We start from the raw sequence: 22,441 nt of genomic DNA, 5'->3' as shown, positions 1-22,441 counted from the left end.
GAGCGCTTCTGGTTTGCTCGTCTGTCATCGCGCTGCATGTGCATTGGCGTCCTGCTGCACGACTGCGTTAGAGCAATTTTTTGTTAATGATTTGTAATGAGCGTGTCAATACTACCCTATTGTTCGTCGCCATGAAAGACACTCGTTCTTAGGCTATAATGCGGCAATTGATATAATCTGAAAATACCATGCAAAAAACTTCTTTTAGAAATCACCAAGTTAAGCGATTCAGCTCACGACAAGTCACTAAACAGCGTAAAGAAAACCAACCAAAACGCGTGGTTTTGTTCAATAAACCCTACGATGTTTTGCCACAATTTACTGACGAAGCGGGACGCAAAACGTTAAAAGATTTTATTCCCGTGCAAGGCGTGTATGCTGCGGGTCGTTTGGATCGGGACAGTGAAGGGCTTTTAGTGCTGACCAACGATGGCGCATTACAGGCGCGGTTAACGCAGCCCGGCAAGCGCACGGGGAAAATTTATTATGTTCAGGTTGAGGGAGAACCTACGCCCGAAGCGCTGGAAGCCCTGCGCACTGGCGTAACGCTCAACGATGGCCCTACACTGCCCGCAGGAATTCAAATGGTAGAAGAACCTGCCTGGCTGTGGCCGAGAAACCCGCCCATTCGTGAACGGAAGAATATTCCCACCAGTTGGCTAAAAGTCACCTTATATGAAGGCCGCAACCGTCAGGTACGTCGGATGACGGCGCATGTTGGGTTTCCTACGCTGCGCCTCATACGCTATGCCATGGGCGATTACACACTGGAAAATCTCGCTAACGGCGAATGGCGGGATGCAACTGTATAAGGAAGCTGTATGTTCAAACCACACGTCACGGTCGCCTGCATTGTGCATGCAGAAGATAAATTTTTAGTGGTTGAGGAAACCATCAACGGCAAAGCTTTGTGGAATCAACCTGCCGGGCACCTGGAAGCGGACGAAACCCTGGTGCAGGCCGCCGCTCGTGAGCTATGGGAAGAGACAGGCATCAACGCGCAACCGCAGCACTTCATTCGAATGCATCAATGGATTGCGCCGGACAAAACGCCTTTTTTGCGTTTTCTGTTTTCTATCGAACTTGCCAATATGTGCGCTACTGAACCTCATGACAGTGATATAGATTGCTGTCGCTGGGTCAGCGCAGAAGAGATTCTTTCAGCGCCAAATCTGCGCTCGCCGCTGGTTGCCGAGAGTATTCTCTGTTACCAGAGTGGAGAGCGCTATCCGCTGGCAACGATCGGCGAATTTAACTGGCCGTTTACAGAGGGTGTCAAGTAAAGGGCTGCGTGCTAGAATATGCCGCCTTGAAGTTCAATGTCGTGAGTATTCCTATGTCTGAAAGCCCAAAAAAAGTGATCGTCGGCATGTCCGGCGGTGTCGATTCTTCCGTATCAGCCTGGTTGTTGCAACAACAGGGTTATCAGGTAGAAGGCCTGTTCATGAAGAACTGGGAAGAGGACGATGGTGAGGAATATTGCACAGCGGCTGCCGACCTCGCGGATGCGCAGGCTGTTTGCGACAAACTCGGCATTGAACTGCATACCGTTAACTTTGCTGCAGAATACTGGGACAACGTCTTTGAACTGTTCCTGGAAGAGTACAAAGCGGGTCGTACGCCGAACCCGGATATTCTGTGCAATAAAGAAATCAAATTTAAAGCCTTCCTTGAGTTTGCCGCCGAAGATTTAGGTGCCGATTACATCGCCACCGGTCACTACGTTCGCCGCGCGGATGTCGACGGAAAAAGCCGCCTGCTGCGAGGGCTCGATGGCAATAAAGACCAGAGCTATTTCCTCTACACGCTCGGCCATGAGCAAATCGCGCAAAGCCTGTTCCCGGTTGGCGAACTGGAAAAACCACAGGTGCGTAAAATTGCCGAAGATCTCGGACTAATTACGGCCAAGAAAAAAGACTCCACCGGTATCTGCTTCATCGGCGAACGCAAGTTCCGCGAGTTTCTTGGTCGCTACCTGCCGGCTCAGCCAGGTAAAATCATCACCGTTGACGGTGAAGAGATTGGCCAGCACCAGGGGCTGATGTACCACACTCTGGGCCAACGTAAAGGTCTGGGCATTGGCGGTACAAAAGAAGGGACGGAAGATCCATGGTATGTGGTGGATAAAGACGTTGAGAACAACATTCTGGTTGTCGCTCAGGGCCACGAACACCCACGTCTGATGTCCGTTGGGCTGGTGGCGCAACAGCTGCATTGGGTCGATCGCGAACCGTTCACCGGCACCATGCGCTGCACGGTGAAAACCCGTTATCGTCAGACCGACATTCCGTGCACCGTTAAAGCGCTGGATGCTGAACGTATTGAAGTCATTTTCGACGAACCTGTCGCGGCGGTAACGCCGGGTCAGTCGGCTGTCTTTTACAATGGCGAAGTCTGCCTCGGCGGCGGAATTATCGAACAACGCCTGCCTTTGCCGGTCTAATTATTTACACATTTGATACAAGGAAGCAGTGAACGTGGCAAAGAACTATTATGACATCACCCTCGCCCTGGCAGGTATATGCCAGTCGGCACGCCTGGTGCAAGAACTGGCGCACCAGGGGCATTGTGATGCCGATGCGTTACACGTTTCGCTCAACAGTATCATCGACATGAACCCCAGCTCTACGCTTGGGGTTTTTGGCGGGAGTGAAGCTAACCTGCGACTTGGCCTTGAAACGTTGCTCGGCGTGCTCAACGCCAGCAGTCGTCAGGGGCTAAATGCGGAACTCACCCGCTACACGTTAAGCCTGATGGTACTGGAGCGTAAGCTGTCAGCTGCCAAAGGCGCTATGGACACGCTGGGAGACCGTATCAACGGCTTGCAGCGCCAGTTGGACCATTTTGATTTGCAGTCAGAAACGCTGATGAGCGCAATGGCCGGCATTTATGTTGACGTCATCAGCCCACTCGGCCCGCGTATTCAGGTTACGGGTTCTCCTGCCATCCTTCAGAGCCCGCAGGTTCAGGCCAAAGTACGCGCTTCGCTACTGGCTGGCATTCGTGCAGCAGTGCTCTGGCATCAGGTTGGTGGAGGCCGTCTGCAACTCATGTTTTCTCGTAATCGCCTGACGACTCAGGCAAAACAAATTCTTGCTCATTTAACCCCGGAGTTGTGATCTATGGAATTATCCTCACTGACCGCCGTTTCCCCTGTCGATGGACGCTACGGCGATAAAGTCAGCGCGCTGCGCGGGATTTTCAGCGAATACGGTTTGCTGAAATTCCGTGTACAGGTTGAAGTACGCTGGCTGCAAAAACTGGCCGCGCACGCAGCGATCAAGGAAGTTCCTGCTTTTGCTGCCGACGCAATCGGTTTCCTTGATGCGATCGTCGCTAACTTCAATGAAGAAGATGCTGCGCGCATCAAAACCATTGAGCGTACGACCAACCATGATGTGAAGGCAGTTGAGTATTTCCTGAAAGAAAAAGTGGCTGATATCCCGGAACTGCATGCCGTTTCCGAGTTTATTCACTTCGCGTGTACGTCAGAAGACATCAACAACCTGTCTCACGCGCTGATGCTGAAAACCGCTCGCGACGAAGTGGTCCTGCCGTACTGGCGTAAGCTTATCGACGCAGTGAAAGATCTGTCCGTACAGTATCGCGATATCCCTCTGCTCTCCCGTACCCACGGTCAACCCGCCACCCCATCCACGCTGGGCAAAGAAATGGCGAACGTGGCCTACCGTATGGAGCGCCAGTACCGCCAGCTTAACCAGGTCGAAATTCTCGGTAAAATCAACGGCGCCGTCGGTAACTATAACGCCCACATCGCCGCTTACCCGGAAGTAGACTGGCATCAGTTCAGCGAAGAGTTTGTTACGTCGCTGGGCATCCAGTGGAATCCTTATACCACGCAGATTGAACCGCACGACTACATTGCCGAGCTGTTTGATTGCATCGCCCGTTTCAACACTATCCTGATTGACTTTGACCGCGATGTCTGGGGTTACGTGGCGCTGAACCATTTCAAACAGAAAACTATCGCCGGTGAGATCGGTTCCTCCACCATGCCGCACAAGGTTAACCCAATCGATTTCGAAAACTCCGAAGGTAACCTGGGTCTGTCTAACGCGGTTCTGCAACACCTGGCGAGCAAACTGCCGGTTTCCCGCTGGCAGCGCGACCTGACGGACTCTACCGTTCTGCGCAACCTGGGTGTCGGTATTGGCTATGCGCTGATCGCGTATCAGTCCACGCTGAAGGGCGTGAGCAAACTGGAAGTCAATCGCGAGCATCTGCTTGATGAACTGGACCATAACTGGGAAGTGCTGGCCGAACCTATTCAGACCGTAATGCGTCGCTATGGCATTGAAAAACCGTACGAGAAGCTGAAAGAGCTGACGCGCGGTAAGCGCGTTGACGCCGAAGGTATGAAACAGTTTATCGATGGTCTGGCCCTGCCGGAAGACGAGAAAACTCGCCTGAAAGCGATGACACCAGCCAACTATATTGGTCGCGCCATCACCATGGTTGATGAACTGAAGTAATCGGGTTTGTGCCGGACGGCGGTTTCGTCAGTTCCGGCCTCCAGTTGATGTTATATTGAAGCCGGATAAGCGTCAGCGCCTTCCGGCTTTTTTAGCCAGTGATAGCCTCCCTTCCCCCGGTTTATTAAATGTTTATCCCCACGGACACATAATCAACACTAGACTATAAAACTGATTTTGTAAATTCAGTAAATACTGTTAATTATCATAAAATCAATTAGTTAATAAAAAACCGTCTTGGGCAATTGCGGGCAATATGAGTCATTTCATCGCCCCAAATCATGCCCCAAACTGATTTTTGCCCCAAAAAGTAACAATCGATGGTGGTCTAAGCTGCCGCTAATTTATGCGCGTTCTGAAACTGCAGCCATCCGCAGAACGTTTAAACCACTCTGGCAGCATGGCCGTGCAATTTGCTTTGCTGATGGCTGGTACGAATGGAAAAGGAAGGCGTATGTTATGTCACACCATCTCAAATCAGAAGGGCGGAAGGTTCAGTGCCGGCAATATTCCAAATTATTGACCAGCGAGTGCCTGGCATCATACCAGTTTTCGGTCAACGGCTGGCCGGCAATGAGAGAACTCCCGGTCAATCAGGACAACCAGATCGCTGCAGCGCGAGAAAGTGGCAATCAGAATACCAAACGACACTGACAAAAAACCCTGGATAAAGTCGCTTTTCGATTTACCGGCTACGCTGGCCTGGGTGGTGTCGCCGCATTTATCAGCTAATTGACAGACACACTTTCATCGTCCAGTTTCTGGAGAAACCGTTCTTCCGGCCATTCGGCCCCTGCTGTATCAAAGCTTGCCTAGATATCTCAATATCGCTACGTCGTGGCATCATTTAACCCCTTGTAATTCATCGCTATTATTGATTTAATTCACTTTCAAAACTATAACAAGGTGAAATTAATGAAAAAAAACACAGATGATGGAGCTAAAATTTACACACCACTCACACTAAAACTTTATGACTGGTGGGTTTTGAGTGTATCAAATCGGCTTGCATGGGGATGTCCTACAAAGGAATACCTTCTTCCGCACTTTTTGGAACATTTAGGTAACAACCATCTGGATATTGGTGTCGGAACTGGGTTTTACCTTACTCACGCACCTGAGAGTAGTCTGATATCTCTAATGGATTTGAACGAAGCCAGCCTGAACGCAGCATCAACAAGGGCTGGGAAGTCAAAAATTCAACATAAAATTTGTCATGATGTTTTTGAACCTTATCCCGCGGCATTACATGATCAATTTGATTCCATTTCAATGTTTTACCTTCTTCACTGCCTGCCTGGAAATATATCGACAAAAACCTGTGTAATACGCAATGCGGCGCAGGCCTTAACGGACGATGGAACTCTCTATGGAGCCACAATTGTTGGTGACGGCGTTGTGCATAATACTTTCGGTCAAAAACTGATGAGCATTTACAATCAGAAAGGCATCTTTTCAAACACCGAAGATTCCAAAGAAGGGTTAAAACAAATACTTTCAGAGCATTTCGAGGATGTTAAAACCAAGGTCAAGGGTACTGTTGTGATGTTTTCCGCTTCAGGGAAAAAATAGCATCCAGGCCATATCCTGAACATATATGGTTACAGCAACTCACATCATCGGACAAACATTAGACTCAGCCATTCTCACATAACTTATAAGTTCATAGAACTCGTTTATGATAAAAGGGAATTTTGATGGGCTGCCCAGTGCAAATGATATCATTCTGGGCGAACTGACCAAGAGGGTTTACCGGATCTTTCCCGATGCTGATGTTCGGGTTAAACCAATGATGACACTGCCGGCGATCAACACTGACGCCAGCAAGCATGAGAAGGAACTGATAAGCCGCACTGTTCAGGAAATGTTTGAAGAGGCTGATATGTGGCTGGTTCAGGACTGAAGCACTAGTGCCCACGTACGTGGGCTTTGAAGAAAACAAGTAACTCCGCTACCAGGACTTCAAATCAGGTTAGATATTCCATAGATGGTTTGTATTAAGAGGTTAGCGGTTATGAGCATTTAGATGTATTAGCTCAGAGTTGAGTTGACGGTTTTCACTAGCAGCACACAATCAAATCTGACAGTCTGCTTTGAGCGAGGAGCGGAAGTTCAGAAGATTTTTATGTAGTTAGTATTTGAGTCGTTTTAGTTCTTTCACGGATGAGTGAACTTGGCACCGGCCATAAACAACGGAAGAGTAACCACGACCAGTATCATCAATTATCTGACAACAGCACTGAAAAGGTTCACCTGAGGTTGAGCATTTATTCAACTGCTCGTTTTTAGTATTAACATTGAAATCGAGTGTAATACTAGCTTCACTTACCCAATTATCAGGAATTTGTTGTTTTCTTAACAAGCGTTCAAGCATGACTGCATAGTGGAGTAGCCCCCCGGCGTCAGGTTGCGGAAGGTGTGCTCCGTTTCGGTCAGGATCAGGCTGCTGGCCAGGTGGTCGCTGTTATCTTCTGCTTTCACCGTCAGGCGCAGGGAAAGCTTCGTAGCGGCTGATGTCAGTATCGAGTGACTGAGCGCGGGTGCGGAGTTCATCAAACTGCTTGCCTTCCTCATCGGTCAGGCTGCGTTTTTCGCTGTCGGCTTTTTCAAGCTGGGTACGCATCTGCGTTTTGATTTCGTTTTTTTGCTGGCGTAATTCGAGTAATTTCTTCATGGAGTGGTTTACGTTGAGACGTGAAACCAGTGCTTTAAGGAATTGTCCACCCGGTGAGAAAACCGCGGATCAGCCGGAAGAACCCGATGGACAGTGGCGGCTCACGTCTGAGTGCCACTCACTAAACTAAAGATTAAAAGAATGAAGTAAACAATCGAATTTTATAATGAACAGCCATGAAAGGTAATGAACAGATAATTTACAATGAATCATCTAACATGAGCCAAATTGTGCAAGTTATAAATCCAACTATAAATATGAATTATTATAAGAATCCTAAGTGGTTTTGATGACATATAATACTGCACACTTGCAAAGCGCCTCCCTCTTTTGTCTTTATCAAAAAGTAAGAAACATGTACGTGTACCAGAAAAATCTTTTAATCAAACCATTAATATATAAAAACCAACTGATGCGTCATTATTATTTAAACGCACCAGCTCCATTCAAAAAACCCATATCATTTCCCACCCGAATTACAAAACGCCTCTGTAATGAAAACAATCTCTCTAGAGAAAAGTCTGAAAGGTTGCAGCATAGAAGATAGATTCACAACGTTTCCAACGTTAAAGACATAATCAAAATATTCAAAATTTATTCTTGCATATTCAAGAACAGGCTCATTCGTATCTTCATAGACATCATGAACAAAGTATTCATCATTAATACATTCGCTGTAAAAATAATCATTAACAATCCCTAGATTATGTGTATGTAAATTCCTTAGCTTATGACAGAATCTTATGAATCGTAGTGCATCCTTGTCCAGATAGTTGATAACTTCTATTATCATAGGATTTATTGAATTTAAAACCTCAGACATTAAATCTGGCAACGATGATTTTCTAACTTTTGCCGCAGCTTTTTTCCGATCAAGTCCGATGAACTCCACTAGCAAACTTTCCACGTAAGCTTCTAAATGAGAAAAAACGGATATAAATTCAAGCTTATGCAACTGACTTAGAACAAAAGACTGATCTTTTGAGTAGTTTAACTTTTGTTTGGTCTTTCTTACAACATCAGAAATAATTGGATTTTCTTTATATCTAGCTGATGTTCTCGTGTTTAAAGAAGGGTGTTGAAAATAAAAACCAGGAATATTTATTTGAAAGTCATTTTTTCCCTCCAACTCCAGTCGCTTGTCTTCAAAAAACACCAAATTCTCATAAAAATGAGCAACCAACATTATAGCGTTGAACTCACTTGTAAAAACCTCATAAGATTTGCTATGCCCCCCAGGAGATATTGGCATAGGATTTATATTTATTTGCTCAAGCATAGACATCTTTAAAAGCCCATAAGATACTTTAGATATAGACGCATATCGCTCTTTTAAACCATTAGGAACTTTAATCCAATCCATTACCCCTCTCCCACTTTCACCCATCATTATCTAATACAATCCGCAATTAAATATTTAATTATATATAGAAACTGCGCCATACTATATTAATAGTTCCTTATTCTAATCACGTCCCCCTTGTACTACGTTTGAAAAACATATTTCACGTTTATCTCGATGGCTCAGGCAAATTATCCCTATAGCTTTCAAGATGCTTTAGCAAAGCATCAAGTTGTTCTGTATTGGTGACAACACGCTCCCCAGACAAAGTGTGCATAACAAACCCGTGCGGGTCATCCCAGAAGAAAGCTTCCTCTTCAAGTGCTTTTCGATATTCAGTAATGTGCATAGTTTCTAGACTGGTTAAACCAAACGTCTCCATATGCTCCATACGTTCTTCGTATGTGATCGGCATGTCGTGACTCCAGAGCTATAAAATTAAAAAATATACGTTAAAGTGCTCACCTGTTCACATTTACACTTTTCATAAATAAATTCAATTCATTAAGTGGTGAACACATCACTTTTAAGTGTTCACCCTCCTCTTCACCCTTTAGTCTAAAAAACAATCAAAAGGTGAACGGGTGAATACTTCATAAATAAGTACTCACCCCTTAACATCATGTAATAGATAGACTTTTTGACAAGGTAAATACTGGTGAACACTTTATCTATAACTTTGCTCTGCCCCAGTACTTTCAGAAGTATTGTTACATGACGGCATCCAGTCGTCTGAATCGTCATGCAGAGTTACGTTGGAGCGTATTCCATGCTTTGTTTTCGTTTCTGATACTCCTTTCCATATTCAGCCATTGCTCCATGCATGTCCGTACCAAACTGCATTAACGATACTTGTTTGTTGAGGCCATTGGCGCGCATGTATGCCAGGTAGGCGTGATAAAGATAACGACGCGGACTGAACGGCACTATCTCAGCATTACCGATAAACATCCCATCACACACTACCGACGCCATCAGGTAGCCGCAGAAATACACCACAGAATCACCTTCACGTTTGATTGCCAAAGCCTCTTCTGATTTCTGCTGTTCATACAATAGCCGCATCGAAGGTTGGCAAGGCGGGATGAACCACCCCATGTCTCTGGGCAGTTAGCTCTTGTATGGAGTCGTGAGCCACAGTATGTGCAATGGGTATAGCTCATCGGATACGCTCTCTGGCTGTTTTGGCCCGATGGCATTCCCAGCCAGCGGCTCCAGATTGGCATCATCATCAGTGCCGCCATGGGCTTTTGGAATGATGTGGTCAACGCTGGTAGCTTTCTTCGCTATCTTCTGCCGGCGATGGTTCTGACACAGGTATTTATCCCGCTGAAGAATACGCGCTCGTTTAATTTCCCAGGGCAGCCATATCCACGTTCTTGCCTGCTCTTTCCTGACTGATAACTCCGCCAGCCGTCACCAGCATGCTGCTGTCGATGTTGGTCACAATATCCGCTGACATCCTTGGTGATTGCCGCACACCCTTTTGTCGGCTTGGGCGTTTAACACGTGCTGGCATCGGTATAGTCCTGTTTGTCGGATGCAAATTGTGTTGTAATCGGAGAGAAAAACGGAAACGGCAACTAGCGGAGAATATTCATAAATAGCGAGAATCAGCACGGTCGCCGCCCCGTAACAGGTTGGATCGCATAACAGGATCCACCAAATGAGAATGAATATCGATTATGCTGAGTAATGCTTAGAACAGGATCATCTACCTGTATCGGGTCAGTCCACTCTTCAACTAAACGTGCAGATGTGTTAATCAGTCTCCCTGCTTCGCACCACTCCTTCGGTGATATACCCGTTTTGGCATGGTCTACGAGGAACTGGTGTTGCAGTGCTGCCCAGTCCGGTTTAGCCATAGGTTCATTTTTCCGCTCAAGTTTTTCTGGACAAAGACGATTGTCTTTTATGAACTAACAAAGGAGGTTTTATGAAATTTCAGATGTACGTTGCATCCATAGCGCTTTGCTTGTCGAGCGTAGTCAGTGCAGCTAGCAATCAACAGTTGTGCAATACGACATCCTTCGAAGCATTTGGAGAACCCAAACAAACAGTTAAAGATTGCCCTGACCCAAATGAGATGTTCTGGGTAATGGTAACAATTGATGATCTACGTTACCCGCCACAAGGACTTGGACTTGTGATTCCCCTTTCTTCCAGTGACAATTCAGTATCCGCATCAATCACATCTCAAGTGACCAAAGAGGCAGATAAGTATAGAGTTAGGATTCAGGCGGTGAAAGATCGTGATGTCATTAATTGGTCAGGGGATATGGTTCCAGGCACCGAGAAAAAGCTAACCCTCAATGGTAAGAATGTGACGGTTAAGTTTGCGAGACAACAGAACTAGATAAATTGCCATTACGATGGGGCTGCCTAGGAATAAGGCCACCAGAAGGTGGCCTGTGATGGTAAATGACTGATAGCTAGGCGTTGCCAACAAAAGTCCAGTCGCCAGCGGTATTCATAATCCCTATCTTTTGGGACATAATTTCTAATGCCTGTTTGAGAGCTTCGCTTTCATAGTTATTCTTTGTCGATAGCCGCCATATTTGTTGAACTATGTGCTCGGGTTTAGTTACGTTCATAAGAGCCACGTGGACTTTAGAATCGAAAATATCGATAACAACCATATCCCCATCATCTTCTACATAAGCCAGTGGTTTATCACTCATGGTGTGTCCTCTGCTTGTTAATAGCAGAATGAGTGTAGCTCAATGCAGAAAAACCATTAAAAAAGCACTCGATAGTGGCCTTGTTTACAGAGCGAATTTGATTAGTCTTTAATGAAGTATTTATATGTGCTCCAGGCTGCCAAGCCTGTTACCGCTGCTCCTGCAATAGCCCATCCGACAACAGGAACAACAGCACTACTTGCTGCCGCAGTAGCAATTGCCGTTACTCCTCCTGCCATTCCAGTGCCACCAGCCGCAATCGCACCACCACCTGCTGTTGCCAACGCGGCGGTAGTCGCAGATGCTGATGCGCCTGTAGCTACTGCTGTTGCTACAGTTGCCTCTGCGGCAGCTATAGCGCCGCTAACTCCGATAGCTGAACCGATTCCTGCACCAGCGCCTGCTCCAATACCTACTGCGACACCCTCACCAATTTTTTTGATGTTGGCATTTTTAGATTCACTAGTCATTGTATTACCTTGAAAATCATGGCAGTCCCTGTAATTGGACTATCGGCTAAAGAAATAAAAACTTTAACCGCAAAAATAAGTCTTTGGGTGGCATCATTATCGCAGGCACTCAGTGAATGCCTGCTGTAATACCAACTCAGTCGAGTGGAAGTTTTTGGTTAATTCAGAGTATTCAAGCAGTCTAGTACACTAGACTGCTGCTTCTACCTGCTGTGCGAGCGATAGGCGCTACAAAACTCGCATTCATCTCCTCAAATTTAGCCTAGGAGATTAGAATGAATAACCCAGCCACGATCGAACTTGCACTCACATACGCACCAGAAATCACTGGCGCATTAAACTTCGTAGTTAAACTATGGGCTTTAAGTCACTTCATTATTATCAAGCCCATCCAGAAACGAGTTTTGTTATGGTGGCTTCAGTAAATCTGGCTGAGTTACTTACATAATGTGCTCATGTTCCAAAGCCAATAACCGCTTCTCTTTCTTTAGCTCATTCATCAGCCTACTTCCAATCGTGCCTTTCAACTTGGATCGAGTATCTTTGATGGCGTAGCGATGCTGCATTTCCTCACCAATTGCCATAAGACAACTCAACTGTTCAACGGTGTTTTCTCCATTGATGGCCTGATGGGTAACCAGCCGGCGCCAGCGCTTTCTGTCGTAGACCAGGTACGCCAGCGCGCCGTCGAAGAAAAATTACATCAAGCCAATACCGAGGAAACCACCAGCGATGTGCAGATGGAAAAAACTGACAACAGCGAAATCAAAGCCAATCCTGATGTGCCTCAGGGCGAAGCAGCAGCTTTGCCAGTTGAAAGCACTGATGCAACTGGTGAGCCTCCAGCTTCCCTGAATAATGAACCCGTTCACCATATAGATACGGATCACCTGAACGCTTTTTATACTCACCTGATGGTTGATTTGGAAACTATGGGCAGCGGTCCTGATGCACCAATAGTCTCTATCGGCGCCGTATATTTTGATCCTTCAACTGGTAACACTGGTGCCGAATTTTACCAGGTTGTCAGTCTTGAATCATCGATGTCGTTTGGCATGAAACCGGATGCGTCAACAATTCAGTGGTGGTTGAAACAATCATCTGAAGCCCGCTCTGCAATTCTGGTTGATGAGGCCATGGGGCTGCGTGAAACCCTTGAACTACTGGCTGACTTCATTGCTGAAAATGCTGCTAACGGTAGTCACACTGTTCAGCTGTGGGGTAATGGATGCTCGTTTGATAACGTCATTCTCCGCCGCGCATATGCATTAACAGAGACTCCCTTCGCTGTTCCGTTCTGGAATGACAGGGACGTAAGGACCATGGTTGAACTGGGTAAATCTGTCGGTATCAACCCGCGCTTCGACATCCCGTTTGAAGGCGACATGCACAATGCGCTTTCTGACGCCCGGCATCAGGTCAAATACGTATCTGCAATCTGGCAGCGCCTGACAAAAAACTGATTTTAGGTTTTCACTTACAGCCAGCTGCAGCATGTACTGTTGTGGCTGGCGGCATCGGAGTTATGTATGTCGCAACTCATTTTCAGCGAAGAGTGGATGGTTGAAGCGCGACTAACAGAAAAGACCGGCTTGTCGGAAAGACAAATTAAAAGTTATCGGTTGAATTTGTGGATCGAAGGCGTGCATTTCAAACATCTGACAGCTCTCGGGGAAACTGACAATTCTAAAGGTCTGCTTTGGTACAACTATCCAAAGATTAACCAATTAGTACAGGATGCATGATGGACTTTCCAACCGGCGTTGAGCTGCATAATGGAAAAATACGGATCACATTTACCTATCGCGGCAAACGTTGCCGCGAAGTCCTTCGCGGCTGGACGGTGAACAGCAGCAACATCAAAAAAGCTGGAAATCTTCGTGCGCTCATAACAAGTGAAATACAGCTCGGTAAGTTCGACTATGCGGAACGTTTCCCGGAATCCAAAGCGCTTAAGAAGTTCATCACAACCAAAAAAATTACCACGTTTAAAGAACTAAGTGATTTTTTTACAGACACCAAAGCCTTAGAGGTATCTGGTGCAACACTGCTATCGCTTACTTCGGTCGTAAATACGTTACTGCGTGTAGTCGGAGAAAATACCCGTCTGGTAGATATTGAGCATGCCGATATTTTGCATTACCGAAAGGAGTTATTGACCGGGACAATTATTAACCCGGCAATGCCGAATCTGACCAGGCAGGGCCGCGCGCCCTCAACAGTCAATAAACAGATGGCAGTTTTATCAGAAATGCTTAAGCTCGCAAACCGAAGCCAGTTTATATTGCATGCTCCTTATGAAGGAGTGTCGCGACTCAAGTTATCTAAAAATGATCCCGACCCACTTTTACTTCATGAGTACCAGGCTCTGATAGCCGCCCTTCCCCGTAGCCAGGCATTAATCATTATTGTTGCCGTACATACGGGGATGAGGCCGGGCGAGATATGCGCCCTGGCATGGGAAGACATTGATTTGGTAAAAGGTGAAATCCACGTATCCAGAAGTTTGACGAATAAGCGAGTATTTGTACCCCCTAAGACAGATGCCGGAATAAGGACGATAACATTGCTTAAACCTGCTCTGGATGCACTGAAGGAACAATACGAAGTCACCGGCACTAATCCGAAGCAAGAAATTCGATTTCACCATCGGGAGATCGGAAAAACTGAGCAGCAATCTCTTCGCTTCGTTTTTTCACCGACAGCATATTCGTCAAAAAAAGGCAGTTACTTCTCCAAGAACTCGATTGCCTATGGCTGGAAGCGAGGCACTAAACTTGCCAATATCCGCGAAAGGAATCCTTATCAGTCACGGCATACCTACGCATGCTGGACGTTGATGGCCGGAGCGAACCCGTCATTCATAGCGAGTCAGATGGGACATGAAGATGCGCGAATGGTGTACGAGGTTTACTCCAAGTGGATTGGCGACATGAACCAGGATCAGGTCAACATGCTGAACAATCAGATGCCAACGGCATTGCCCCCAGGACGCCCCCACGGGCAGGGGAGCATGAGAAAAGTTATTTAATTTCATAGCGCTGCTTTCAATCCACATAATCAGCGTTAAACTATTCATACCGTTCATATAGGGAGTAACGATGATGCGCGTACTGGTTGTCGAGGATAATGCTTTATTACGCCACCACCTCAAGGTTCAGTTACAGGATTTAGGGCATCAGGTGGATGATGCAGAAGATGCTAAGGAAGCAGACTATTACCTTAATGAACATCTGCCGGATATCGCGATCGTTGATTTAGGGCTCCCGGATGAAGATGGCTTGTCGTTGATCCGCCGCTGGCGCAGCAATGATGTTTCACTCCCGATTCTGGTATTAACCGCCCGTGAAGGCTGGCAGGACAAGGTGGAAGTGCTCAGCGCCGGCGCCGACGATTACGTCACCAAACCGTTTCACATTGAAGAAGTGGCTGCACGCATGCAGGCGTTGATGCGTCGCAACAGCGGTCTGGCATCGCAGATTATCTCCCTTCCACCTTTTCAGGTGGACCTCTCTCGCCGCGAGTTATCCGTCAATGATGAGGTTATCAAGCTCACGGCGTTCGAATACACCATAATGGAAACACTCATCCGCAATAACGGCAAAGTGGTCAGTAAAGATTCGCTCATGCTGCAGCTTTATCCGGATGCCGAGCTGCGTGAAAGTCATACTATTGATGTTCTGATGGGACGTCTGCGCAAAAAAATACAGGCGCAATATCCTGACGACGTCATCACCACCGTGCGTGGCCAGGGATATCTTTTTGAATTGCGCTAATGAATAAACTATTGCGTCATTTTTTCCCGTTATCGCTACGGCTACGTTTTTTACTGGCAACCGCTGGCGTGGTATTGGTGCTCTCACTGGCCTACGGCATCGTTGCCCTGGTGGGTTATAGCGTCAGCTTTGATAAAACCACGTTTCGCCTGTTGCGCGGCGAGAGCAATCTGTTCTATACCCTGGCGAAATGGGATAACGGTAAAATTAATGTCGAGTTGCCCGAAAATCTCGATATGCAAAGCCCCACAATGTCGCTGATTTATGATGAAAACGGCAAGTTGCTGTGGGCGCAGCGCAACGTCCCGTGGTTGACCAAGAGTATTCAACCCGACTGGCTTAAAACGAACGGTTTTCATGAAATTGAGGCCAATGTCGACGCCACCAGCACATTGCTGGGTGCAGATCACTCCGCCCAGCAGCAGTTAAAAGAAGTCAGAGAAGACGACGACGACGCTGAAATGACCCACTCGGTAGCGGTAAATGTCTACCCAGCCACCGCCAGAATGCCCCAACTGACCATTGTGGTTGTCGATACCATTCCTATTGAGTTAAAGCGCTCGTATATGGTCTGGAGCTGGTTTATTTATGTGCTGGTCGCTAATCTGTTGTTAGTCATCCCACTGTTATGGGTGGCCGCCTGGTGGAGCCTGCGGCCTATTGAATCGCTGGCGCGTGAAGTTCGTGAGCTTGAAGAACATCATCGTGAGATGCTGAATCCCGCCACCACGCGTGAACTGACCAGTCTGGTCCGCAACCTCAACCGGCTGTTGAAAAGCGAACGTGAGCGCTACGACAAATACCGCACCACGTTAACCGATCTCACGCATAGCCTGAAGACACCGCTGGCCGTATTGCAAAGTACGATGCGCTCGATGCGTAACGAAAAAATGAACGTAAGCGACGCGGAGCCCATCATGCTCGAGCAAATCAGCCGTATTTCCCAGCAGATTGGCTATTACCTGCATCGCGCCAGCATGCGTGGCAGTAGCGCCCTTCTCAGCCGGGAACTGCATCCTGTCGCGCCGTTGCTGGATAAACTTACTTCGGCGCTGAATAAGGTGTATCAGCGTAAAGGCGTTAACATTAATCTCGACATCTCACCTGAAATCAGCTTTGTAGGCGAGCAGAACGATTTTGTCGAAGTGATGGGAAACGTGCTGGATAACGCCTGTAAATATTGTCTGGAGTTCGTCGAGATTTCAGCGCGACTATCAGAGGATCAACTGCATATTCTGGTTGAAGATGATGGCCCCGGCATTCCGCATAGCAAACGCGAAGTGGTGTTTGACCGCGGACAACGTGTCGATACGCTACGACCAGGACAAGGTGTCGGGTTGGCGGTAGCGCGTGAAATCACCGAACAGTATGACGGGCAGATTATTGCAGGTGACAGCCTGTTGGGCGGCGCGCGCATGGAAGTTATTTTTGGTCGCCAGCAGCCGGGGCAGAAAGACGAGTAATCGTCGCATGTAATAAATATGTACTGACTTCACGCTTGAGGTTAAGTATCCGTTATAATCGGTTGCAGATACCAGCCTGCGGATGCTCATTATGGAATACCAACTCACACTTAACTGGCCCGATTTTCTGGAACGCCACTGGCAAAAACGCCCGGTGGTCTTAAAACGCGGGTTTAACAACTTTATTGATCCACTCTCTCCTGACGAACTGGCTGGACTGGCAATGGAAAGCGAAGTCGACAGCCGACTCGTCAGCCACCAGGACGGTAAATGGCAGGTTAGCCACGGTCCGTTCGAAAGCTATGACCATCTTGGCGAAAACAACTGGTCGCTGCTGGTGCAGGCGGTCAATCACTGGCATGAGCCAACCGCGGCGCTGATGCGTCCGTTTCGCGAGCTGCCGGACTGGCGTATTGACGATCTGATGATCTCCTTCTCCGTACCCGGCGGCGGCGTTGGCCCGCATCTGGATCAGTACGATGTGTTTATTATTCAGGGTACCGGGCGTCGTCGCTGGCGTGTGGGCGAAAAACTACAGTTGAAGCAGCACTGCCCTCACCCGGATCTGCTGCAGGTCGACCCGTTTGAAGCCATCATTGATGAAGAGCTGGAACCCGGCGATATTCTGTATATTCCGCCAGGGTTCCCACACGAAGGCTACGCGCTGGAAAACGCCATGAACTATTCGGTGGGCTTCCGTGCGCCAAACACTCGCGAACTGATTAGCGGATTTGCCGATTACGTTTTGCAGCGTGAACTGGGCAGCACGTATTACAGCGATCCGGATCTTCCGCCCCGCGATCATCCGGCTGACGTTCTGCCGCAGGAGATGGACAAGCTGCGCGAAATGATGCTGGGGCTGATTAATCAACCTGAACATTTCCAACAATGGTTTGGTGAGTTTATTTCTCAGTCTCGTCATGAACTGGATATTGCCCCGCCAGAGCCACCGTACCAGCCTGACGAAATCTACGATGCCCTGAAGCAAGGGGATGTATTAGTGCGTCTGGGTGGATTGCGTGTATTACGCATCGGCGACGATATCTACGCCAATGGTGAGAAAATTGACTCGCCGCATCGTCCTGCCCTTGAAGCCCTTGCCAGTCATATCGTACTGACGGCCGAGAATTTTGAGGATGCGCTGGAAGATCCATCCTTCCTTGCCATGCTGGCCGCACTGGTTAACAGCGGGTATTGGTTCTTCGAAGGGTAAATCATTGTGACTGCGCCGGATGGCGCTTCGCTTATCCGGCCTACAAATATCTCATCCCGTAGGCCGGATAAGCGAAGCGCCATCCGGCATCTACATTTATTTTTGTTTCGCCGCCAGCTCCGCAATACGTACAATGACCTGCACCGCTTTTTCCATCCCTTCCAGAGTCACAAATTCATGTTTGCCATGATAGTTGTAGCCGCCGGTGAACAGATTCGGACACGGTAACCCCATAAACGACAGCTGCGCGCCGTCGGTTCCGCCACGAATAGGCTTCAGCACAGGTTCAATATCGCAATCGCGCATCGCCTTCTGGGCAATATCCAGCACGTGCGGATGCTCAATCACTTTTTCGCGCATATTGTAATAGCTGTCTTCGATCACCAGTTCGATATAGCAGTCCGGGTGTAACCCTTTGCCAACCTTCTTGGCGATATCCATGATCTTGCGTTTACGCGCTTCAAACTGCTTACGGTCAAAATCACGGATGATGTAGTGCATATCCGCCCGATCAACGGTCCCTTTCATGCTCGCCAGGTGATAAAAGCCTTCATAGCCTTCCGTCGTTTCCGGGCTTTCATCGGCCGGAACCTCCGAGTGAATACGTGCAGCCAGCGACAGCGCATTCACCATCACCCCTTTTGCGGTGCCCGGATGCACATTGTTGCCCACGATCTTAATATTAACCGACGCGGCGTTGAAGTTTTCAAACTCCAGCTCCCCCACGCCACCGCCGTCAACGGTATAGGCCCACTGCGCATCGAATGCCGCAACGTCGAAATGCTTCGCCCCTTTACCGACCTCTTCGTCCGGCGTAAAGGCCACGCGAATATCACCATGCGGGATCTCTTTTTGGATCAGCACAGCCAGCGCGGTCATGATTTCTGCGATGCCCGCTTTATCATCGGCGCCCAGCAATGTTTTGCCGTCTGTAGTGATTAGCGTCTGACCCAAAAGCTGATGCAGTACCGGGAACATCACCGGCGACAGAACTTCATCGCCAATACCTAACGCGATATCGCCCCCGCGGTAGTTTTCAACAATTTGCGGATTAACGTTTTTACCACTGCAATCCGGTGAGGTATCCACATGGGAAATAAAACCGATAGCGGGAATATTGCCAGCAACGTTAGCAGGCAACGTTGCCATCAGCGTCCCCTTTTCGCTGAGTGAAATATTGACCAGCCCCATCTCTTCGAGCTGTTGTTTGAGCAGTTGTAATAACTTCCACTGTCCTTCGGTGCTGGGTACTTGCCGCACGCCCGATTTGGATTGGGTGTCCAGCGACACGTAGTGTAAAAAACGCTCAAGTAGTTTATCCATGCAGTCACCCTCACTTTTTGTGACAACATTATCAATAAGCAATAAAAGACAAATATTGCGTCAGGTCACTTTTATCCCCGCAAGTAAGAATATTTCGCCATGACACCCACTCTGACTATAGGGCTAAGTCAGTAATTCGCAACAAGGATTGGCGATTACCATGGTTTGCCGTAGAATAACGGCCCTCATTAAGAGTCATCAAGGTGGTTAACCACAAACCCCGCATCGGTCAGCCATCCGTTGCGTTTACATGGGACAGAGTAAAAAATTGAATAAACAACCGCGTTCGCTTTCTCCACTGGTGCAATTAGCGGGAATTCGCAAAAGTTTCGATGGCAAAGAGGTGATTTCCAGCCTGGATTTGACCATCAAAAACGGCGAGTTTCTCACGCTGCTCGGCCCCTCTGGCTGCGGTAAAACAACCGTTCTTCGCCTGATTGCCGGTCTGGAAACGGTTGATTCCGGTCATATCATATTGGACAACCAGGACATCACTCACGTTCCGGCGGAAAATCGCTACGTGAACACCGTCTTCCAAAGCTATGCGTTATTTCCCCACATGACCGTGTTTGAAAATGTGGCCTTCGGTTTACGCATGCAGAAAACACCCGCTGCTGATATCCCTCCTCGTGTTACCGAAGCCCTGCGCATGGTACAACTGGAAGAATTCGCCCAACGAAAGCCGCATCAACTTTCTGGTGGACAGCAACAGCGCGTGGCGATTGCCCGTGCGGTGGTCAACAAACCTCGTTTGCTCCTGTTAGATGAATCCCTCTCTGCGCTGGACTACAAACTGCGCAAACAGATGCAGAACGAACTGAAAGCGCTGCAACGTAAGCTTGGTATCACTTTTGTTTTTGTCACGCACGACCAGGAAGAAGCGCTGACCATGTCAGACCGTATTGTGGTAATGCGCGATGGCAAGATTGAGCAAGATGGTACGCCGCGCGAAATCTACGAAGAGCCGAAAAATCTGTTTGTCGCCGGGTTTATCGGCGAAATCAATATGTTTAACGCGACGGTCATTGAGCGTCTGGACGATCAGCGCGTTCGTGCTAATGTGGAAGGTCGCGAGTGCAACATTTACGTCAACTTCGCGGTGGTGCCTGGGCAAAAACTGCACGTATTATTGCGCCCTGAAGATCTGCGCGTTGATGAGATCAACGACGATAATCATATTGAAGGTCTTATCGGCTACGTGCGTGAACGCAACTACAAAGGCATGACGCTGGAGTCGGTTGTGGAACTGGAAAATGGCAAGATGGTGATGGTCAGTGAATTCTTCAATGAAGACGATCCTGACTTCGACCACTCGCTCGACCAGAAAATGGCGATTAACTGGGTAGAAAGCTGGGAGGTCGTACTGGCTGATGAAGAACACAAGTAAATTCCAGAGTGTGGTGATCGTCACCATTGTCGGTTGGCTTGTGTTATTTGTCTTTCTGCCCAACCTGATGATCATCGGCACCAGCTTTTTGACCCGTGACGACGCTAATTTCGTCAAAATGGTCTTTACGCTGGAAAACTATACTCGCCTGCTGGATCCGCTCTATTATGAGGTACTGGTTCACTCCCTCAATATGGCGTTGATTGCCACGCTCGCCTGTCTGGTACTCGGCTATCCGTTTGCCTGGTTTTTGGTAAAGCTGCCGGAAAAAGTGCGCCCGCTGCTGCTGTTCCTGCTGATTGTTCCGTTCTGGACCAACTCGCTTATTCGCATCTACGGACTCAAAATTTTCCTCAGTACCAAAGGCTATCTCAACGAGTTTCTGTTGTGGCTCGGCATTATTGATACCCCCATTCGCATCATGTTTACCCCCAGCGCGGTGATTATCGGCCTGGTGTACATCCTGCTACCGTTTATGGTGATGCCGCTCTACTCCAGCATTGAGAAGCTCGATAAACCGCTGCTGGAAGCCGCACGCGATTTAGGCGCCAGCAAACTTCAGACCTTTACCCGCATCATTATTCCGCTGACGATGCCGGGAATTATCGCCGGATGTCTGCTGGTTATGCTGCCGGCAATGGGACTGTTTTACGTTTCCGATTTAATGGGCGGGGCGAAAAACCTGTTGATTGGTAACGTGATTAAAGTGCAGTTCCTGAACATTCGCGACTGGCCGTTTGGCGCAGCCACCAGCATAACGCTGACTATCGTGATGGGGCTGATGCTGCTGGTCTACTGGCGCGCCTCCCGCTTGCTGAACAAGAAGGTAGAACTCGAATGATCGGTCGACTGCTTCGTGGCGGTTTTATGACCGCTATCTACGCGTATCTGTATATTCCAATCATTATTTTGATTGTGAACTCCTTTAACAGCTCGCGCTTTGGCATCAACTGGCAAGGTTTTACTACCAAGTGGTACGGTCTGCTGGTGAACAACGACAGCCTGCTGCAGGCGGCGCAACACTCCCTGACGATGGCAGTGCTCTCCGCAACGTTTGCCACGCTGATCGGTTCACTCACCGCGGTCGCGCTTTATCGCTACCGTTTTCGCGGTAAACCCTTTGTCAGCGGCATGCTGTTTGTGGTGATGATGTCGCCCGATATCGTAATGGCGATTTCACTGCTGGTTCTGTTTATGTTAATTGGCATTCAGCTCGGCTTCTGGTCGCTGCTGTTTTCGCATATTACCTTCTGTCTGCCTTTTGTGGTGGTGACGGTCTATTCACGTCTGAAAGGCTTTGATGTGCGAATGCTGGAAGCGGCAAAAGATTTGGGTGCCAGTGAAGTGACTATCCTGCGCAAGATCATTCTGCCGCTGGCAATGCCTGCGGTGGCCGCAGGCTGGTTGCTAAGCTTTACGCTGTCGATGGATGACGTTGTCGTTTCATCCTTCGTCACCGGACCGGGTTACGAAATTTTGCCCTTAAAAATCTACTCAATGGTAAAAGTCGGCGTATCACCCGAGGTGAACGCGCTGGCGACCATTTTGTTGGTTCTGTCGCTGGTTATGGTGATCGCCAGCCAGCTTATTGCACGTGATAAAACCAAGGGCCGCTAAGG

21 protein-coding genes and 7 pseudogenes are annotated in these 22,441 nt (G+C 48.2%); 18 read left to right on the top strand and 10 right to left on the bottom strand.

Features of this window, described 5'->3' with window-relative positions:
* Positions 1 to 188 precede the first annotated feature (188 nt).
* The 8 genes and pseudogenes from rluE (at position 189) to FOB24_RS11445 (ending at position 6,396) form a co-directional block, all read left to right on the top strand.
* Positions 189 to 812, top strand: a complete 624-nt coding sequence (rluE, locus tag FOB24_RS11480) for a 23S rRNA pseudouridine(2457) synthase RluE (protein ID WP_069325366.1) — start codon at positions 189 to 191, stop codon at positions 810 to 812.
* A 9-nt stretch (positions 813 to 821) separates the two neighbouring features.
* A complete protein-coding gene (locus FOB24_RS11475) occupies positions 822 to 1,283 on the top strand; it encodes an NUDIX hydrolase (RefSeq protein WP_038639907.1) in 462 nt (153 codons plus the stop codon).
* Positions 1,284 to 1,336: 53 nt separating this feature from the next.
* Positions 1,337 to 2,443, top strand: coding sequence for a tRNA 2-thiouridine(34) synthase MnmA (gene mnmA / locus FOB24_RS11470; protein WP_003832402.1), 1,107 nt, complete (start codon positions 1,337 to 1,339; stop codon positions 2,441 to 2,443).
* 34 nt (positions 2,444 to 2,477) lie between these two features.
* Positions 2,478 to 3,119 (top strand): high frequency lysogenization protein HflD, encoded by a 642-nt coding sequence (hflD, locus tag FOB24_RS11465; RefSeq protein ID WP_032940122.1) that lies wholly within the window; start codon positions 2,478 to 2,480, stop codon positions 3,117 to 3,119.
* A gap of 3 nt (positions 3,120 to 3,122) precedes the next feature.
* Positions 3,123 to 4,493, top strand: a complete 1,371-nt coding sequence (gene purB, locus FOB24_RS11460) for an adenylosuccinate lyase (protein WP_038639900.1) — start codon at positions 3,123 to 3,125, stop codon at positions 4,491 to 4,493.
* A gap of 321 nt (positions 4,494 to 4,814) precedes the next feature.
* A pseudogene (locus FOB24_RS11455) lies at positions 4,815 to 4,943 on the top strand (SOS response-associated peptidase family protein); the annotation flags it as partial.
* Between the two features lie 465 nt (positions 4,944 to 5,408).
* Complete coding sequence (locus tag FOB24_RS11450) at positions 5,409 to 6,065, top strand: class I SAM-dependent methyltransferase (RefSeq protein WP_150344926.1); 657 nt, start codon at positions 5,409 to 5,411, stop codon at positions 6,063 to 6,065.
* Between the two features lie 78 nt (positions 6,066 to 6,143).
* Positions 6,144 to 6,396: pseudogene (locus FOB24_RS11445) on the top strand (DinI family protein).
* 594 nt (positions 6,397 to 6,990) lie between these two features.
* On the opposite strand, the pseudogene FOB24_RS11440 reads toward FOB24_RS11445, so the two are convergent.
* The 6 genes and pseudogenes from FOB24_RS11440 to FOB24_RS24430 all read right to left on the bottom strand — a co-directional run.
* A pseudogene (locus FOB24_RS11440) lies at positions 6,991 to 7,167 on the bottom strand (phage major capsid protein); the annotation flags it as partial.
* A 460-nt stretch (positions 7,168 to 7,627) separates the two neighbouring features.
* Positions 7,628 to 8,530, bottom strand: a complete 903-nt coding sequence (locus FOB24_RS11435; protein ID WP_150344925.1) for a hypothetical protein — start codon at positions 8,528 to 8,530, stop codon at positions 7,628 to 7,630.
* A gap of 148 nt (positions 8,531 to 8,678) precedes the next feature.
* Positions 8,679 to 8,924 carry a hypothetical protein gene (locus FOB24_RS11430; protein ID WP_150344924.1) on the bottom strand — a complete coding sequence of 82 codons (246 nt, stop codon included), beginning with the start codon at positions 8,922 to 8,924 and terminating at the stop codon, positions 8,679 to 8,681.
* Positions 8,925 to 9,176: 252 nt separating this feature from the next.
* Positions 9,177 to 9,571 (bottom strand): annotated as a pseudogene (locus tag FOB24_RS11425) (primase-like DNA-binding domain-containing protein); the annotation flags it as partial.
* A gap of 97 nt (positions 9,572 to 9,668) precedes the next feature.
* A pseudogene (locus tag FOB24_RS11415) lies at positions 9,669 to 10,028 on the bottom strand (HNH endonuclease).
* A gap of 229 nt (positions 10,029 to 10,257) precedes the next feature.
* Positions 10,258 to 10,374, bottom strand: a pseudogene (locus tag FOB24_RS24430) (terminase small subunit); the annotation flags it as partial.
* Positions 10,375 to 10,445: 71 nt separating this feature from the next.
* On the opposite strand from FOB24_RS24430, the gene FOB24_RS11405 reads away from it, so the two are divergent.
* Positions 10,446 to 10,865 carry a hypothetical protein gene (locus FOB24_RS11405; RefSeq protein WP_150344922.1) on the top strand — a complete coding sequence of 140 codons (420 nt, stop codon included), beginning with the start codon at positions 10,446 to 10,448 and terminating at the stop codon, positions 10,863 to 10,865.
* Positions 10,866 to 10,941: 76 nt separating this feature from the next.
* Here the strand turns inward: FOB24_RS11405 and FOB24_RS11400 are convergent, their stop codons facing one another.
* From FOB24_RS11400 to FOB24_RS24425, 3 genes and pseudogenes are all read right to left on the bottom strand, one after another.
* Entirely contained in the window at positions 10,942 to 11,190 is a 249-nt protein-coding gene (locus FOB24_RS11400) for a hypothetical protein (protein WP_150344921.1), read from the bottom strand.
* A 101-nt stretch (positions 11,191 to 11,291) separates the two neighbouring features.
* Entirely contained in the window at positions 11,292 to 11,660 is a 369-nt protein-coding gene (locus tag FOB24_RS11395) for a hypothetical protein (protein ID WP_150344920.1), read from the bottom strand.
* A gap of 440 nt (positions 11,661 to 12,100) precedes the next feature.
* A pseudogene (locus FOB24_RS24425) lies at positions 12,101 to 12,262 on the bottom strand (Rha family transcriptional regulator); the annotation flags it as partial.
* A gap of 312 nt (positions 12,263 to 12,574) precedes the next feature.
* Between FOB24_RS24425 and FOB24_RS24590 the strand changes: the two are divergent.
* From FOB24_RS24590 to roxA, 6 genes are all read left to right on the top strand, one after another.
* Positions 12,575 to 13,123: a 3'-5' exonuclease gene (locus tag FOB24_RS24590; RefSeq protein ID WP_032944379.1), complete on the top strand. Its 549-nt coding sequence runs from the start codon at positions 12,575 to 12,577 to the stop codon at positions 13,121 to 13,123.
* A 66-nt stretch (positions 13,124 to 13,189) separates the two neighbouring features.
* Positions 13,190 to 13,405: an excisionase family protein gene (xisR, locus tag FOB24_RS11380; RefSeq protein WP_032943036.1), complete on the top strand. Its 216-nt coding sequence runs from the start codon at positions 13,190 to 13,192 to the stop codon at positions 13,403 to 13,405.
* Positions 13,405 to 14,691: a site-specific integrase gene (locus tag FOB24_RS11375; protein WP_085048501.1), complete on the top strand. Its 1,287-nt coding sequence runs from the start codon at positions 13,405 to 13,407 to the stop codon at positions 14,689 to 14,691. The genes xisR and FOB24_RS11375 overlap by 1 nt, the downstream gene beginning before the upstream one ends.
* A 73-nt stretch (positions 14,692 to 14,764) precedes the next feature.
* A complete protein-coding gene (gene phoP, locus FOB24_RS11370) occupies positions 14,765 to 15,436 on the top strand; it encodes a two-component system response regulator PhoP (RefSeq protein WP_042309337.1) in 672 nt (223 codons plus the stop codon).
* The gene (gene phoQ / locus FOB24_RS11365) at positions 15,436 to 16,899 is read left to right on the top strand and encodes a two-component system sensor histidine kinase PhoQ (RefSeq protein ID WP_150344919.1); all 1,464 of its coding nucleotides are present in this window, start codon (positions 15,436 to 15,438) and stop codon (positions 16,897 to 16,899) included. Before phoP ends, phoQ begins: the two co-directional genes overlap by 1 nt.
* A gap of 91 nt (positions 16,900 to 16,990) precedes the next feature.
* Positions 16,991 to 18,112, top strand: coding sequence for a [50S ribosomal protein L16]-arginine 3-hydroxylase (roxA, locus tag FOB24_RS11360; protein WP_038639870.1), 1,122 nt, complete (start codon positions 16,991 to 16,993; stop codon positions 18,110 to 18,112).
* 96 nt (positions 18,113 to 18,208) lie between these two features.
* On the opposite strand, the gene pepT is transcribed toward roxA, so the two are convergent.
* The gene (gene pepT, locus FOB24_RS11355; RefSeq protein ID WP_085048503.1) at positions 18,209 to 19,435 is read right to left on the bottom strand and encodes a peptidase T; all 1,227 of its coding nucleotides are present in this window, start codon (positions 19,433 to 19,435) and stop codon (positions 18,209 to 18,211) included.
* A 250-nt stretch (positions 19,436 to 19,685) separates the two neighbouring features.
* Here pepT and potA point away from each other — a divergent pair, with 250 nt between their 5' ends.
* From potA to potC, 3 genes are read left to right on the top strand one after another with little or no spacing between them, the layout of a single operon-like run.
* The gene (gene potA, locus FOB24_RS11350; protein WP_038639864.1) at positions 19,686 to 20,822 is read left to right on the top strand and encodes a spermidine/putrescine ABC transporter ATP-binding protein PotA; all 1,137 of its coding nucleotides are present in this window, start codon (positions 19,686 to 19,688) and stop codon (positions 20,820 to 20,822) included.
* The gene (potB, locus tag FOB24_RS11345; RefSeq protein WP_150344918.1) at positions 20,806 to 21,663 is read left to right on the top strand and encodes a spermidine/putrescine ABC transporter permease PotB; all 858 of its coding nucleotides are present in this window, start codon (positions 20,806 to 20,808) and stop codon (positions 21,661 to 21,663) included. The genes potA and potB overlap by 17 nt, the downstream gene beginning before the upstream one ends.
* Positions 21,660 to 22,439, top strand: coding sequence for a spermidine/putrescine ABC transporter permease PotC (gene potC / locus FOB24_RS11340; RefSeq protein ID WP_006684943.1), 780 nt, complete (start codon positions 21,660 to 21,662; stop codon positions 22,437 to 22,439). Before potB ends, potC begins: the two co-directional genes overlap by 4 nt.
* Positions 22,440 to 22,441 lie beyond the last annotated feature (2 nt).

The organism is Citrobacter werkmanii, assembly GCF_008693645.1.
Lineage (GTDB): Bacteria > Pseudomonadota > Gammaproteobacteria > Enterobacterales > Enterobacteriaceae > Citrobacter > Citrobacter werkmanii.
The sequence above is the reverse complement of the archived record's forward strand: the minus strand, read 5'-3'. Positions and strand labels throughout refer to the sequence as shown.